A 16,549-nucleotide genomic window follows, 5' to 3' on the forward strand; every position below is an offset into this window, starting at 1 on the left:
GGAATGGACATTCCCAGCAAACGACCATATGCATCTCCAGTGAAAGAGCCACCTTCTCCGGATGATGCGAGGTGGGAGCATCGACCGGGGAGATGACGGAAAGGCAGGGGCCACGGTCTGCTCGCCTACCTCGTGGTCAACGTGGCCGATACTTCCTCGGGGCCGCGTAGACCTTCGTCGTCCCCCTCTACTCGAAAGGCACCATGCTGATCGATGGCTGCAGCCGCTTCCAGTCGGTGACTGCTATGGTCATGTCGTTGTCCTTGGGGATCGTCAGCCCCGGGACATTCTGGTTCAGCTTCGCGCCCGTCGACTTGTCGAGCATGAACGCCCGGACCTCTATGTTGGAGCGGTCCGCCCCCTGGTTCCCCACTCGTATGAGCGAGAGGTCGGGAGAGGAAGCGATATCGATGTCGGAGCCTGGTCCGCCCCCCACACCGGTGACCGTCAGTGCTCTCGCCTGATCGCCTACCATCCGGCAGACGGAGAGGTCCACCCTCTTCTCCACCGCCGGGGAGAAGCGTAACAGGGTGCCGTCCGCTCCGATGGAGAGGGAATCCTCCTGCCCCGCCACCGTGTCCACGTTCTCCAAAGCGATGGACATGCCCTCGGGCATGATGGTGTTGAACGTGTACTTGCCGCCGGCAGTCCCCACGAACTTTCGCACGTAGGCCTCCCCCGGCGGCAGCATGTATCCTCCTTTGATCAGGTACAACGGATGACTTCCTGGAATCTCGCTCAGTATCTTGCCGCCGAAGGTGCCTGTCCTCTTGCCTTCGGCGTTCGTGACCTGCAGGTCCGCCGGGGACAGGATGAAATCGACGATGAACCTGGTGAGTCCGAACGGACCACTGAAGGGCAGGTCCACATCGGACAGGTGATACCTTCCGTTGGTCATCATCCCCAGGGTCACCCCCTGCTCGAAATTGAACTGCGGGTTGGTCCCGTCGGGCAGGTAGTCGTACAATATCCTGTTCCCATCACGGCGGAAGCGGACCTTGGAGGTCGTTGTGACCGGATTGTTGCAGTCCCAGACGAACATCTCCACCCCGTCGAGGTCGGAGGTGGTGGACGAGCCGTCGGGCGTCAGCTGCGGCAGGGGCCGTCCGGTCGGGTACACGAACCGGTAGGGCATGACGCAGTGGGAGCGTCCCAGCTTATCGAAGTACCCGGAGTCCCACACCTCCCCCGATGGTATGAAGAAGAGGAGAGGCGCGTTCTGACGGTCCGTACCTCGTAAAAAGGTGGCCTCTATCTCCCGAGCCGACCTCTCGATCCTTTCCGCCTCCTCCCGCCCCTGATCATGGAAGGTCAGGAGCGCCTCCCTGCTGAGCAGCCGCCCGTGTATGGCCGTAAGGGCCTTGTGCACCTGGCCCTTCTGCAGCGTCACGGTGTCCTCCAATCCCTGCCACAGTCTATCGGCCACCATGGCGCTCATGGATGTGCAGAACCCCGTGGCCAATCCGCCGTTGGCCTCCCCCTTGAGGAAGTAATGGTAGAAGGCGTAGAAGGCCGCGGTGAGCACGGGATGTCCAAAGATGGGATCTAGGAGCTCGTGCCATACCTCTGCGGCACCGTAGGTGTCCTCATAGGTGCTCCAGTCGGGGATCCCATCGGTGAAGTTCCTGAAACTTAGGTTGTGCTTTCCGTAGGTGAAGGGGATCTCCAGGATGCCGGGCAGGGACACCGTTCGCATGTTGCTCACCCGCCCGTCAGGGTTCCGCACCTGCACCTCCACCGTGCCACCAGAGCTTCCTATCCCGCCGGTCCCCGGCATGACGAACTTGAGGCTTGTAGCGGTGGACACCGTCGCGGGGATGGAGGCGCCGTTGACCAGCACCGAGGCCCCAGTGCTGAAGGCCCTCCCCGACACCTCGCCCTCCGCTCCCTGGACCAGCGCTCTGGCGATAGGGTCCAGCTGTGGTTTGATTCCTACGTTGATGCGGTTGCTCACCACCCCGTCGCTCCTGCGGACGAACACCGCGGCTAATCCTCCCGTGGCGTTTATAGGTACAGTGATGGAGATGCTCTCGTCGGCGTTGACGGCCGGCGTGAGCTCGCTGGTACCGAGGACGACGCGGTCGTCGGTGGTGAAAGCGCTCCCTTTGATGGTGAGCTTGTCTCCGGGGAAGACCTCGTCCGGAGCGATGTCGGTGATCCACGGGCGCGTGAGCTGCTCCTCCCATTCCTCCTCGGTGAACTCGAAGAAGGTGATGTCGCCATCGTCCCCGTCGCGGCTACCGTCCGCTCCCGCCGCCCCCGGCTGCCCGTTGGCGCCCTGAACGCCGTTCTTGGCATCGCGGCAGGTCTCCCCAGCCCCGCTGGCTCCTCCCCTGCCGCCAAGACCGCCGGGGCCTCCGTCCCCACCCCGACCCCGGGGGCCTCCCTGGTTCTTGATCTTGAAGGACCTGCTGGTCACGGTGGATTCCAGGGTTCCCTCGAGCACGCCGATGGTGATCTTGCCTCCGTTGGCGCCACGCCCTCCGGGACCGCCCGGACCTCCCGGGCCGCCGGAACCGCCGTTGCCGCCGTCCCCGGGGTCGCTGACGCATGTCCAGCCGAAGACCCAGATGCGTTTTCCGCCGCTGCCGTTGCCGCCGGAGCCTCCGCTCCCGCCCCGTTGTCCGCGGCCTCCTTTGATCCCTCCTTCGCCGTTCAGGTCGATGGTGGGGATGGCGTCCATGCTCTTGACCCAGATCTCGAGCTTGGGAGCGTGGTTCCCCGCGCGTCCGGCGATCCCGGTGCCGCCGGGGCTGCCATGTCCGCCGTCCAGGCCGTCCCTGGAGTCGGGCTTGGTCTGCACCCCGCTCCACCCTCGGCCATTGAGGTTGGGGTCGTCCGCCCTCGCCGGCGTGGCCCCACCCGGCCGGCTCCAGGTGATAGTGGCGTTGGGCCCGCACACTATCCTCTCAGCGATGATGTACAGGGTCTCCACATGTGAGTCGACCGTAAGCTTTATGTTCGTCAGGTCGAGGATTCCGGCTATGATCACCGAGCTATTCACTGGCAGGTTCTGGAGAACGAGCGTCTGAGGAGGTATGCTGGTGCTGATGGGCCATTTGAACGGCAGCGGCTCCTTGAGGGTCTCTAGGATCTTTGGGCTCCGTATCTCCAGGGCCTCCCCTCTGATGGTGACGGAATCTGCGATCCTATCCAACGGCTCTCTGACCACCGCCACGCCCGCGCGCCCCACGGCCGCTCCCCGGACGGTCCGACCGACGAGCGCACCGCTGCGCGTGGTGGCTATCGTGCCTGTTCGGGTTACTGCCCTTCCCTCCTCCGGTCTGGTCTCGTGTACTATGGTAGCACTGCGCTGCAGCACCTTTACGCTATGGCGGTTGGGCAGCATGGCGGCCAGCATCTCCTGCTTCTTGGCGGGCGTGGCCATCACGAACCGGTCCGGCACCGTCTTCCAATCGGTGATCGCCTTACCTTTCCGAGGTCCCACCAGCACCATGTTGGGCGTCATGGTCACCGGCTTGGTGACCTGGAACGTAGCGAGATCGTTGATGCGCTCCACCCCAGCCGCGTTCATGATGTCCTTGATGTGCTGCAGTCGAGCAGCACTTTCGTCTACAAGCAGGCGGACGTGGACCTTGGTGAGACCCGTCCTCTGCGTGAAATCGGCCTTGATCTTGTCGGCCAGGGCCTGCTTCTCTTTGAGCAGGGCCGCGGTCACCGCCTTGTTCTTGACCTGAACATCGAACATCTTGCCGTTGAAGGTGCTGCCCCCATCCACGGCCGCGCCCAGGACCATGCCTTTGGCCCCGATCTTCTTGGGCGGTGCCACATTGGTCTGTGAGCCCACGACCTGCCCGTCGATCTCCAGCCCCAATGACCCTGCGTCGTCCCTCCATAATCTGATCTCGTACCTCTTATCAGGCTGGAGCAGCTTGTCCCCGCTGCGGATGTCCACCTGCCCTCCTTCGGTGTGGATAGAACCTACGACCTGCCCATTAGGCTCCACGTACAGTTCTATGGCCGGGTCCTGGGAGACCAGGACCGATTGTCGCTGCGGCCCGATCCGGTCCAGCGCGATGCTGGCACTGATTGTGAACGATTTCAGCTCCTTGATATCGGGGCTCTCCGCGAACTCCAGACCCCCTCTGTCAAAGCTGACCGCGCCTCCTTGAAGCTGCACCTTGCTCGAGTCCTTTATATCGATGCCCTTGCTGGAACCATCGAAGACAGAGCTACCGTCATTTGCCAACCTCAGTATTGTCTTAGCTGTCACCAATTGAAATCCCCCACAGTTCTTTTCCTCAACTCTCTGGAGCGAGAATGATTAATTGTTGGCCGCATGTTCTATATATCCTTAGTGAAAAAATATCGCTCCGACCAGTAGTCTGGATGCCCTCGCGGAGGGTGTTCATACGAACTTCCCGCGAGAGCTTCGGCTGAATGCAGGGAAAGGCTGTTCGAACGGTGGCGCCTGCGCTCTCCTCTATCCACCCATCTCGTCCGATGTGTACAGCGCGAGCAGCTCCTCGGCCTGCTTGCCGACCACCTCCAGGAACTCCTCTACGGACATCTCCTTGTTCGCTACCAGCGGCGGCGGGGTCGGTTCTATGGGCATGATGATGTCCTCGTTACCGTCATCGTCCTTTAACCATAGGGCTACGATCCGCAGCGCCGGGATGGTAAGGACGCGGGCCTCGAAGTCCTTCCTCTGGACCACTTCCGTCTCCGTCACACTCGTTAAAGCTTTACTGATCCCACGGACGTATGGACCTTCGTTGGTCTGAGCGAAGACCGGCTGCTCGTTCCGTTTCGTAAGGATGTCCACCGAGGCGATGACCTCCTGATCCTCCTTGAGCAGGTAACGCCATCCGACCTCCTTAGCCCGTTTCATGTCCCTCTCCCTCGCCAGGTCTTCCAGCCCCAGGTTGTATGTGGGTAGGGCCGACTGCACTTCGGGGATGCGGTCGGCGCGCTCCCTGCTCAACCGTGATAGGTTGGGGGTACGGAACGCCTGCTTGGCCATCATTTTTGTGAGGTTCGTCCTCATCATCTCCTTGGCCTCTATGGGGTCCTTTCGCATCTTAATGGACAAATCATCACCTCCTAAGGCTCCACCCGGTAACGGTGGGTGGTCGAACCTGTACCCTGATAGGCGGTCTGCAGCACGTTCAGAGCAACGTCAGACGCTCCGAACCAGGGATCGTCCACGGCCACCATGTCCAGGTCGCTGTTGTATCCGTCGATGGCCACGAAATGACCTCCACCTCCGGACCAGCCTATACGGACACATAGCGGGCGGTTGTTGTCGACGTCCTGACGGACATCGTTCATGGTGGGGGAGCCGGACGTCATGGACCTGAGATTGCCGGTACGTGTCAGCGCCCTATCGAGGAACCAGGGTACGTTGCAGTTGGTGCTCGATCCCTGGGTGCAGCAATCGGTCCTCCCCAGCTCCCCGTTAACGACCCGGCACTGGGTCCATGTGGTAGCATTATCAAAGAAGGCGGAGACGCTGGTTGAGACCGCCGCCCAGCACCAGTTGGTCTGCTGCTGTGCTTGCATAGCAAAGTTAATACGTCTCCACTCCGACCACCAGCCGTTGCTAGGCGATGTCTGCCAGGTATGCCATATCTTATCGTCAGGGGCGACGCCGAACACCTCGATGCGGCCATCGGCGTTGCGGATAGCGGCCAGTTCCCTCAACCGGTCAACGTCCTGGAACATCATATGCCATCTGCCGACCCAGCCATTGTTGGGTGCTGTCTGCCAGGTATGCCAGATCTGGTCCTGGGAGTTCGTTCCGAAGACCTCGAGGCGCCCATCATGGTTGCGCGTCACCGCCAGGTTCCGTAACCTGTCGGATTCGCTGTACAAGATGTTCCACCTGCCGACCCAACCATTGCTTGGCGAGGTCTGCCATGTGAACCATATCTGGTCCTGGGAGTTCGTTCCGAAGACCTCAAGGCGTCCGTCCTGGTTCTGCACCACCTGCAGGTTCCTGAGCCTGTCGGATTCGTTGTACAGGATATTCCACCTGCCGACCCAGCCGTTGTTGGGCGCCGTCTGCCAGGTATGCCAGATCTGGTCCTGGGAGTTCGTCCCGAACAGTTCCAGACGTCCGTCCTTGTTCTGTATGGCCACCAAGTTCTTCAACCGGTCGGCATCGCTGTACAAGATGTTCCAGCCTTCGTTCCAACCATTGCTCGGTGCCGTTTGCCAAGTATGCCATATCCTATCGTCCGACCCGATGCCGAAGACCTCAAGGCGTCCGTCCTGGTTCTGCACGGCCGTCAGCGATTTTAAACGATGAGAGCTGCCGTGCATAAGGTTCCAACTACCGACCCATCCATTGTTCGGTGCCGTTTGCCAGGTATGCCAGACCCTTCCATCTGGAGCGATGCCAAACACCTCAAGGCGGCCGTCCTTGTTCCGTGCCGCTGACAAAACGCGAAGACGGTCGACATCGCTGTATAATATATTCCACCTTCCAACCCATCCGTTGCTGGGTGCCGTCTGCCAGGTGAACCATATCTGGTCCTGAGAGTTCGTCCCGAAGACCTCAAGGCGCCCGTCCTGGTTCTGGACAACCTGCAGGTTCCTGAGCCGATCGCTACCGGTGTACAATTGTCCCCACGTTCTTACCACCCAGAATATTATTTTGAGTGCGAGACTATTTAATGATTGTTAAGACTCGGCTGAACTGGACAGGATGCATGCTTTTTCGTGGGGATGCACGGCATGATGTGGGAGCCTTATCGATAAAACCCGCGTTTTCATCCTTTAGAACGGCGCTTCATGAGCCGCTGCTGCTTGAAGCTGTATGTTGGGCTGACCCAATTGCGGCAGAAACCGTCTTCTGGAACTTAATCAAGATATTATCCATGATCGAATATTTGCCGACGAGAACCTCGTGGCGATGCAGGGCGACTTGCAGTCGGTTGTGGTCAACGAACGATCCGCAGGGCATTCATTTCTTCGAGAACCACTTCTATCTCGGTACCACAGTAAGGGCATCGTTGAAGGGGGATGTTGTCTAGCCAGCAACCGAAGGAAAAAATGAGATTACCCGCCTTATCAAGCTCTACCCCTCCCTCCTCAAGGCGCTTTTCCATGATCTCACAGCATATACGTATCTGACGCTTCCCCATGATAACTCCGACCTCCAGATCATATTACCCATCCAAGTTGTTTTCAATGTTTATTTTATTATATAATATTACACTTTTAAAATTTCAATATTGGATATCATTCTTAAATCAAGGCCATCCCGACCTGGCTGCATTCGGCCGTGACCAGCAGCATCCCTGATCTCGAACAAGGATGGGTAAGGAAAGGTCTGGAAGCAGTTTGTCCGGACCCGGAGAAAGTGATAGAGGACTGAGCATTTCCGTTCTTGTCCGTTACACCCATCAGCTTTCACATCGCCTCAACCTTGTTCTCGATGGGGACGCTATAACTCTTCATTGCGATCTTTATGGGAGTATCGATACCCATTACATACGTTGCGGGGAGCGCATATGGATATGCGTGATCGTCCCGTGGAGCGGCCGATGACGTCATACCATTGATCGCTACCGGATATCTATTAGAGCCATGCCAATATCTGTGGCTCCGATCTCTCCGTCGTGGCCATGTCCTTCTTCTTAGGATGGCCGAACACCAGGGGGGCGATCAATCTGTGGTCCTCCGGTACGTTCAGCTCCTTGAAGACCTCGGGTACGTATCCTAACGGTGATGCAAACCCGATCCAGCAGCTTCCGATGCCCATGGAGTGGGCCACTAGCATCATGTTCTCCGCGGCCAGAGAGCCGTCCTCGACCGGTGTGAAGGACGCCGGCGAACTGTAGATCAATATGAGAACGGGGGCACCGTAGAAGATGTCAAAGGACGGTTTCGACAGTCTCTCGATGTAGTTCTCGAAAAAATGCTTCTTTTCAGGCGGGGCCTCGCTCATGGCCTTCTTCATGTTCTCCACGAACAAGGCCTTGGATATGTCGGAGTACTGCTTCTTCTTCTCGCTACTGGTTATAACGGCGAAACGCAGCGGTTGGCTGTTTGCGCCGTTCGGCGCATGCACTCCCGCCTTGATGATCTCTTTAATCTGTTCTTCCGAGATCGGCTCCTCGGTATAAGCTCTGACCGACCGTCTCCCATAGATGTTGTCCATGACCGCGTTCATATCGTTCCTCCGGGCTTAGATTGGCGACCGTGATATTTAGGGAATCGCCCCGTATGGCAGCGTCATCCAAGCATCGTTTCCACCGCACCCTGTAAGGCTTATGAGCCTCGTTCAAGGGAGAGCCATCGTTAACTTTCATGATTATTTTCCCCATGACCATTATTGATTTTTAAATTCATATTTGAATAATTACGTCCGTGCCTTGATATGTTCGCCAAAGACATCCTCTTCCGATTTCCGAAAACGGTAATCGAATACGAGGGATGTTGAAAGGCACGTAATACCGAAGCTCCTGCCGCAGTTTTCCAGATAAAACTGCCAATGGAGATGTTCTGAACAGGTGGGATGGGGTGGGAAGGCGCAGTTCTAGCAACAAGGCCGCTGGCCGCAGGGGACGTTCGACCGTAATACTGTTCGTTCTCATATTTGGCATGGTCAGCCTCATGGTCGATGTGGCCAACGAGGGCACGCGGAGCGTCGTCGGCCCGTACCTCACCATCCTGGGGGCCGGCGCCGTCACCATCAGCATCGTCTCCGGCCTGGGGGAGCTGATAGGGTACGGCCTAAGGATCGTTTTCGGATGGATCGCCGATGAGCGCGGACACTACTGGATCTTCGTGTTCGTTGGATACGGGATCAATGTCGTCGCCGTGCCCGCCCTGGCGCTCGCGGGGGACTGGACCACCGCGGTGATCCTGATAATGGTGGAACGCTTGGGCCGGGCCATCCGCGGCCCCGCCCGGGAAGCTATGATCTCCCATGCGGGAAGCAGCGTGGGCCGGGGCTGGAGCTACGGCATCCAGGAGGCCTTGTCGTCCGTGGGGGGCATGATCGGGCCCATGGTCATGGTGATGGTCCTCCTCTTCGACGGGGACTACCGCCTAGGCTTCGAGGTCATGTTGATACCGGCGTTGGCCGCCATGGTCCTCCTGATCTATGCCTGGAAGGTGAACCCCACACCCGGAGATGTCAGGGGCCGCTGTCCAGTGAAGGAGAAGCGTGAGAAATTCCCTATCCCGTTCTGGCTCTTCCTGCTGGCCGGAGCGTTGATCGCCGCCGGTTACGCCGACTACCCACTGATCGCGTTCCACGTCAGCACGTTCGGAGGGGTGTCCGAGGGGTGGGTCCCCATCATGTACGCCGTGGCCATGGCCGCCGACGCCCTGTCCGCCCTGGTGTTCGGTAGACTGTACGACAGGATAGGGATGGGCCCGCTCGTCATCGCCTCAGCGATGGTGCCGTTCTTCGTGCCCCTGATCTTCTCCTCCGACTTCAACGTGGTACTGATAGGATTTCTGCTCTACGGCATCGGTTTCGGAGCTCAGGAATCGGTGATGAGGGCGGTGGTGGCCGATCTTTCACCGTCCTTCCGCAAAGGTCTGGCCTTCGGGAGCTACAACGCCGCCTTCGGCCTGTCGTGGTTCCTGGGGAGCGTGGCGGTGGGCATACTCTACGATATCTCTCTGCCGGCGATGGTCCTGCTGTCAATGTCCCTGCAGTTCGCCGCGGTCCCCCTGCTCGCCTTCGTGATGAAGGGGCGATCGGGTGCAAGACCCACGTTCAAGATACCTAGATATAGCCGCCTTCCTGCCATTCAAGCTTTGGTGAGGAAGCCTCCGGCCGAGAATATCGTATTCGTGCTGAACGTTCAACCTAACATGGTAATGGAAACAACTCCGCCATCTAAAAGGATCGAACCACAACTCTGTGCGCCGATAGGTCATATCCAATGAGGATTTTTTCAAAAAGCATGAAAGTTCATCGACCATTGATATGAAATTTGAGGGGAGGTCGGCCGGACCTGTATAAGCCCACAATCTTGGTGGTCTTATCCTGATCAGCATGACCTCTCAGATGAGACTGCGATCGATGAGAAGAAAGGTCATGAAACCCCTTAATGCGTCCAATGAAGGGTCTTTAATGGTCAATAGAAGTTTGGGCCAAATCATAATGTGAGCGGGAGATTATTACATCCTCGCTCCATGGGTTCCGAGGGTCTGAAGGGTAGGAAGAGGAGGGGACGTCCAGTAATAACGACCATAATAGTCCTCGGAACATTCCTTTCTGCCCTATCCTTGCTCTTCCTCCCTTTCGATATCGCCATCGTCGTGGTGATGGCGATCCTTTTCATGTGTCTATTATTGGATGCTCTTTTCAACCGACTTATCGACACCATGGCACTTCGTAACTCATCGAGACGCCCTGTGATGACCGCTCTCGTTATTGGTGGCCTGCTTATCGGGACGGCAGTGATCTCATCCTCGTTTGTGATCAATGACACCTTGGACAACATGATCTCGACGCAGGCGGCAGAGGCGTTCGGAGAGGTTGACCTGACAGTTGCCTCTCAGAGGGGTGGTTACGAGTATTTCGACGAGGGGCTCCTGGATTCTATTGTGAGCGAGTTACGCCAGGTGGATTCGTTAAGGACCGCTCATTCGGTCATCCTTGACACGGTGGCCGGACAAGATCTACGGACGGGCATAGGGGAGCCAGCCCTTCAGACGATAGGGGCGGAGGAGCAGGCATACCAGGACCTTGGCGAACTTCGGCGATATGATGGGAGCCCGATCTCCGGCCCCCTCTCGGGTACGATATACCTCAACCAGGCGGCAGCAAGGAATATGGGTGTCACCGAGGGTGACTCGTTCCTGGTCCTCCGCGGGAACAGGACCACTACCTTAACGGTGGGTGCCACAGTGGAGCCTACTGGCCTGGCAGGCTTCAATCGGGTGCCCACGGCCATCATGAACCTCTCTGATCTAATGGAACTGGTCGACCGCCAGGGTGAGCGTAACCTCCTTATGATCGCCGTGAACGGAGAGATCAACGATGCCAGGGCCGCAATCGATAACATCCTGTCCGAGTCGGCCTCCGGGACCGGAATGACGATAGTGTCCGACAAACAGGAAACGATACGCAGCACGAGGGAATTCATGAACATGTTCGTGGTCCTCTTCTTCGTCCTGGGTTCGTTCTCGGTCATCGCCGGGACGGCACTTATCGTAAACATATTCTCCATGCTAGGCGAGGAGCGTAAGAGCGAGCTGGGGGTTCTCCGGGCGCTAGGTTTTAGGCGGGACCAGTTAAAACGGCTGCTGGTGTACGAGGGGGCCGTGTATGCGGTCCTGGCATCGGCAGTGGGGGCGATACTGGGTGTGGGAATGGCCTACATTGTCGCTTGGGTGATGGCCAGCGTATCCACCATAACCGGGATGCAGCTACTACCATACTTCGATTTCCGCCCCTCATCGCTCTTCATATCCTTCGCGATAGGGGCGTTCATCACATTGGTCACGACGTACATGGTTGCTACCAGGATAGCCCGGCTCAACATAGTGGGGGCCATGAGGGATCTGGAGGCGTCACGCCCTACTCGACAACAACACAACTTACATCTCATCGGAGCAGCCATTCTGGTTTCAGGCGGGGCACTGACCGCCCTCGGTATCCACGACCGGTCGCTCATTCTGGCGAACACCGGTCTGTCACTGATAGGCCTGTCGATCGGGCTCTGGGGACAGAGGCTCATCGCCGATAGGTGGGCGTGGACCATAGGAAGCATCGTGATGCTGCTGCCGTGGCTGCCTCTGCCCAACAATGCGCGCTTGTTCCCCTATGCCGTACCCACGGAGATCTTCATCCTCGCGGGTTTGTTCATGGTGACGGCGTGCCTCGTTCTGATAATGGTCAACAATGACCTGCTTATAGCGGCTGTTGTCAAGATGTTCGGTGGCAGGGGAGAGTACCGGGCGGTCATCAAGACCGCTATGTCCTATCCTTTAAGGGCCAGGTTCAGGACCGCCCTCAGCATCTTCATATTCGGGCTCGTGATATTTACCGTGACCACGCTGTCGGTCGTATCCAGCCTGGTCGGCACCAATGTTGGTCTGCAGATAACGGAATCCTCAGGCGGTTTCGATATCATCGCTCAGACCGGCGCTGGGTCGCCTATAGTTGAAGACCCTTGGGAGACGATGAACTCCACCTCGTCTTATTTCAAAAGTGATAATGCAACCATCGTGCTGTCATTTCCAACTGCTCTTGCGAACCTAGAGAGATATGGTGGAATCAGTTCTGGATCGAGCGCGGACATTACCCAGATAGTGGGGATCGACCGCCGTTTCTTCGAGGTCGGTAGCTATCCACTGGCAACCTGGGATGAGGACAACTTTAGCTCAGAGAGGGATGTTTGGGACGGTGTCCTGAACGATTCGTCCCTGGCCATCGTCGACGGGAGCCTAGGCGGTGGGGTCGACCAGACCGGGGTCATGGTCAACGGCGATCCCCTGAAGGTCGGCGACCGCATCGCACTGGTTAACGCGGCAGGTGCGGTCAACGTCACCGTCGCGGGGGTAATGAAACAAAGCGTGTTGAATGGCGTCTTCATGGCCGAACCGGAGGTCCGAGGGGTTCTGGGGGCTCAGGGGTTCGGGCTCATGCTGATACGGCTCGTTGGTGGTCTGGACGCCGTGGAGCAGTCCGCTCTTCTGGAGAGGAGCTTCCTCCCCAATGGCCTCCAGACGGTGGCGGTGGCGGAGCTGGCCAGAGAATCGACCCGGACCATCGACGGGATGTTCGCCTTAGGAAGGGGATACCTGGCGCTGGGGCTGATCATCGGCATCATCGGTCTGGGAATAATCACGATGAGGAACATCAGGGAGCGCAGGAAGGAGATCGGGATCATGAGGGCCGTAGGGTACCGCCGGGGGATGGTCTTGGCCCACTTCATGATGGAGTCGGGGGCCATATCTATGCTGGGCATCCTCATAGGAACTACAATGGGTGTGCTGGTGGGATACCAGCTGTGGATAGTTACCTTGAAGGACAGCGGCTTCTCGTTCTATCTCGATTGGTGGCCCATCCTGCTCATCGACGTGCTCGCATTGGTCACCACTCTTCTTAGCGTTTACCCTGCTGCAAGGGGGGCCACTCATATCGCCCCGGCAGATGTCCTGAGATTTGAGTGACATAAATAAAAAAGAAAGATTATATATTCATAGACCTCAAATAATCAATTTTCTAGGGAGTTCTGTCCATTTGGGGTCAGCCGAGCCGTGGTTGGTAAGCAGTTCATCGGTCCAGTACCGGCAGGTAGCGGGAACGAAGGCCAGAGGATTAGCTGACCTCAACAGGCTCGGTTTCAACGTCCCGGCGACCTGGGCTTTGACCTATCGTGCTCATGAGGTGTACAAGGCCGATAGGGAGGCGGCCCTCCGCCGGCTCCGTGAGGAGCTGAAGGACCTGGACTCAGGGTACTGGGCGGTCAGGTCCAGCGCCGATGTGGAGGACCGGCAGGAATCGTCCTATGCGGGCCTGTTCACCTCCACCCTCGGTGTCAGGGGCCTGGATGACCTGGTCAGAGCGATCGAGGCTACATGGGCCTCGGCGGAGTCGCCACGCGTATCCATCTACTCTCAAAGAGGCGGTGATGGAGGGTTGAACGTGAAGATGGGGGTCCTCGTCCAACAGATGGTGGATTCGGTCCTCTCCGGGGTTTCTTTCAGCCGTGATCCGGTGACGGGGCGTAAAAAGGCGGTCATAGAGGCGGTCAAGGGATCCGGTGAGCCGTTGGTGCAGCAGGGCCAAGACCCCCTAAACCTATATGGAGGGGAGGTCCCTGCGGATCTGATCGATGAGATCAGGAAAGGGACTGGACGCATCGCCGATCGCCTTAAGATGGATGTTGATATCGAATGGGCCTATGATGGGGAACGCCTGTGGTGGTTACAGGTCAGACCGGTCACCACCAGGAGCTCTGTGAACATCTACTCCAATCGGATGTCCAAGGAGATGCTTCCAGGGGCGATACATCCGCTGGTATGGTCCGTCAACATACCTCTTCTGAACGGCGCATGGATCAAGATCTTTCGCCAGTTGTCCGGCCGCAAGGACCTGGAACCCTTCACCCTCAGCAGGATGTTCTATTATCGGGTGTACTTCAACATGGGGGAGATCGGGAAGATATGGGAGTCGCTGGGGCTTCCTCCCGACTCCCTAGAGAGATTGACCCTGGAAGGAATGGGCAATGGAATGAAGATGCGAATGACACCGCAGGCACTGGCCCGTCTTCCTTCAATAGCGTGGTTCGCCATCGGGAAGCTGGGCTGGCCTGGAAAGACTGAAAGGTTCATCTCCTCCCACGAACGGACCTGCCATACGATGATGGCGGATGATCTTACTACAATGAGCGATGAGACGCTGCTTGATCGGTACGAGGTATTGATGCGCATAAACCAGGAGGCGGCGTATCGAAACATCATAACAATGGTACTATCCGCGATGTTCACAGGCCTATTGAAGAGGTCGATGGAGAGAGGTGGTGTCAGTTTAGAGGAGGTGGAATGGAACAAGCTCCAGCAGGAGCAGATGAGCTATTATCCGAACAGCAGCCTCCGTTCCCTCCGCGATAAGTACATGGAAATGCCACCCTCCCTCAGGGAGGTCTTCGAGGAAAAGGGAGCTGCGGGGCTGGCGGGCATGGAGGGGAGCGAAAGGTTCCTCCAAGAATGGGATTTGTTCATGGTAAGGTTCGGCCATATTAGTGAGAGCGGGAACGACTTCACCCGACCCTCCTGGCGCGAGCAGCCTCTTGATATAATGTTGATGGACCACAACACCACGAACGGCCGGAGGCGCTTGGAACGCAGGAAGTTGAGCGATATCGATGCATCGCCGATGAGCAGGCTGTTCATAAGCGGCATGGCCAGCAGGGCCTCACGCTATTCCCTACTGAAGGAGCGAATGAGCTCCTCATACGCACTGGGCTATGGTATGTTCCGGCCCCTGTTCCTCGAGCTGGGGACTAGGATACGTGACCGTGGTTCGATCGATTCTCGGGAGGATGTGTTCTTCCTGTATCTGGATGAATTGCGCAGTGCGCTGAGGGAAGGAGGCAAGGACCTTCATAGCATCGTTGCATTCAGGAAAGAGGAGATGGAGAGATCGGCCAACATAGCACTTCCAGAGGTCATCTACGGGGAGGAGGCACCTCCGCCCATCAGCCCCGAGGCTAGGGTCCTGAAGGGCTTGGCCACTTCCAAAGGTTACTATCGGGGACGCATCAAGGTGGTGAGGGATGCCTCCGATTTCGGCTCGGTTTCGGATGGCGACGTCGTCGTGATACCGTTTTCCGACGTGAGCTGGAGCAGCATCATCGCTAAAGCTTCGGCGGTGGTGTCCGAGTCGGGAGGGGTCCTCTCCCATTGTTCCATACTGGCGAGGGAGTACGGCATTCCGTCCGTGGTCTCTGTCCCCCATGCCATGTCCCTGCAGAACGGGGCCACGGTCATCGTGGACGGCTTCAAGGGCCTGGTGTATCTTGATCCTGAGGCGGTAGATCCTTAGACTTCCTCCCCTTGGAAAGAATGTTCCCATGGCCGTATCTGAAGTCGTCCATCTCCGGCCTGAACTTGATTATGTAGAGAGCGGCGACATACAGGGCTAGGAGGACGATCGTCAAGCGTCCGTCGATGACCAGGGCCAGTAAGGGGGCCAGAGCATACACGAAGGGGGCCACGTGGTAGGTCTTCTTCATGAGCTTAAGGCAGATCACCATCAGTGCAAGGATCGCCAACAGGAGGAAGGGGGATAGGAACAGGAAGGACCACAGCATCATGGTCGTTCCCATGCCTCCCTTGAGCTTGAGGAATATCGAGAAATTGGTACCCAGTAGGGACCCTATCAGGAAGTAGGCGGAAACTTCCAAGGAGTACCCGAAGAACAGATAGGATACCAGCAAGGGTAGGAGGCCCTTCGATATCTCTCCCATCACCGTCAGCGTCCCCACGAGCATCCCTGCGGTGTTGTAGGAATTGGCCACACCGACGTTGGTGGAGTTCTCCTCGTAGATCCGCTTGCCCGTCTTCAGATATGTGAGGATGTAGGCAAAGGGCAGGGAGCCATAGAGATAGAAAAGTATAGGGCCGTACCTCTGGCCGTCGGATGTGGCTGTAAGCATCAGGAACGCAAGCGTTACCAGGATGATCGCTGCCTTCATGGGCGTGGTGAGCACGAACCCGGAAATGATCGATCTACCTTCGCCATCCTCTATTGTTGTGCTTTCGTTCACCAGCATCGCCCCGTAAAACAAACCGCCATATCCGATGGAAAGTGTGTATATTCTTATTGACAACAAGATAAATATTTAACTGTCGTTCGAATGTGTTTTCGAGTACAATGTTAAAGTGTGGTGATAGAAAATGCTCGAATAACCATGTCAGGTGTAAATGGCTAAATAATATAATATGTTACAAATTCTATAATTCTTCATTGGTCCAGGATCGGTTCTGTTATCGGATCACAAGCCAGACCGATACCCGTCACAAAGACTTGGTGTTAATGAAGACATCCATGTTCAAATTGTTCTTGGGGTCTCGATATGAAGTGGTCCGTTGGATCTAGTTTGGA

At 57.4% G+C, this 16,549-nt stretch carries 8 protein-coding genes; 3 read left to right on the forward strand and 5 right to left on the reverse strand.

Annotated elements, in window-relative coordinates:
- Window positions 1-187: 187 nt before the first annotated feature.
- From GXX95_10245 to GXX95_10260, 4 genes are all read right to left on the reverse strand, one after another.
- The gene (locus tag GXX95_10245; protein NLT38519.1) at window positions 188-4,237 is read right to left on the reverse strand and encodes a hypothetical protein; all 4,050 of its coding nucleotides are present in this window, start codon (window positions 4,235-4,237) and stop codon (window positions 188-190) included.
- A gap of 207 nt (window positions 4,238-4,444) precedes the next feature.
- The gene (locus GXX95_10250; GenBank protein NLT38520.1) at window positions 4,445-5,053 is read right to left on the reverse strand and encodes a hypothetical protein; all 609 of its coding nucleotides are present in this window, start codon (window positions 5,051-5,053) and stop codon (window positions 4,445-4,447) included.
- Window positions 5,054-5,064: 11 nt separating this feature from the next.
- A complete protein-coding gene (locus GXX95_10255) occupies window positions 5,065-6,585 on the reverse strand; it encodes a hypothetical protein (protein NLT38521.1) in 1,521 nt (506 codons plus the stop codon).
- Between the two features lie 961 nt (window positions 6,586-7,546).
- Window positions 7,547-8,140, reverse strand: a complete 594-nt coding sequence (locus tag GXX95_10260; GenBank protein NLT38522.1) for a nitroreductase family protein — start codon at window positions 8,138-8,140, stop codon at window positions 7,547-7,549.
- Window positions 8,141-8,571: 431 nt separating this feature from the next.
- Between GXX95_10260 and GXX95_10265 the strand changes: the two genes are divergently transcribed.
- The 3 genes from GXX95_10265 to GXX95_10275 all read left to right on the forward strand — a co-directional run bounded on the left by GXX95_10265 (window position 8,572) and on the right by GXX95_10275 (window position 15,487).
- A complete protein-coding gene (locus GXX95_10265; protein NLT38523.1) occupies window positions 8,572-9,873 on the forward strand; it encodes an MFS transporter in 1,302 nt (433 codons plus the stop codon).
- A gap of 474 nt (window positions 9,874-10,347) precedes the next feature.
- A complete protein-coding gene (locus tag GXX95_10270; GenBank protein ID NLT38524.1) occupies window positions 10,348-13,110 on the forward strand; it encodes an FtsX-like permease family protein in 2,763 nt (920 codons plus the stop codon).
- Window positions 13,111-13,180: 70 nt separating this feature from the next.
- On the forward strand, window positions 13,181-15,487 hold the full coding sequence (locus GXX95_10275; protein ID NLT38525.1) for a hypothetical protein: 2,307 nt from the start codon (window positions 13,181-13,183) through the stop codon (window positions 15,485-15,487).
- Here the strand turns inward: GXX95_10275 and GXX95_10280 are convergent.
- Window positions 15,444-16,211, reverse strand: a complete 768-nt coding sequence (locus GXX95_10280) for a glycerol-3-phosphate acyltransferase (protein ID NLT38526.1) — start codon at window positions 16,209-16,211, stop codon at window positions 15,444-15,446. The genes GXX95_10275 and GXX95_10280 overlap by 44 nt on opposite strands.
- Window positions 16,212-16,549: the final 338 nt, after the last annotated feature.

This window comes from Methanomassiliicoccus sp. (assembly GCA_012719175.1).
Taxonomy (GTDB): Archaea; Thermoplasmatota; Thermoplasmata; order Methanomassiliicoccales; family Methanomassiliicoccaceae; genus UBA6.

Bases quoted from the DNA above. Each gene is read 5' to 3' on its own strand.
- GXX95_10260 (NLT38522.1), bottom strand. From the start codon at position 8,140: ATGAACGCGGTCATGGACAACATCTATGGGAGACGGTCGGTCAGAGCT.
- GXX95_10265 (NLT38523.1), top strand. From the start codon at position 8,572: ATGGTCAGCCTCATGGTCGATGTGGCCAACGAGGGCACGCGGAGCGTC.
- GXX95_10270 (NLT38524.1), top strand. From the start codon at position 10,348: ATGACCGCTCTCGTTATTGGTGGCCTGCTTATCGGGACGGCAGTGATC.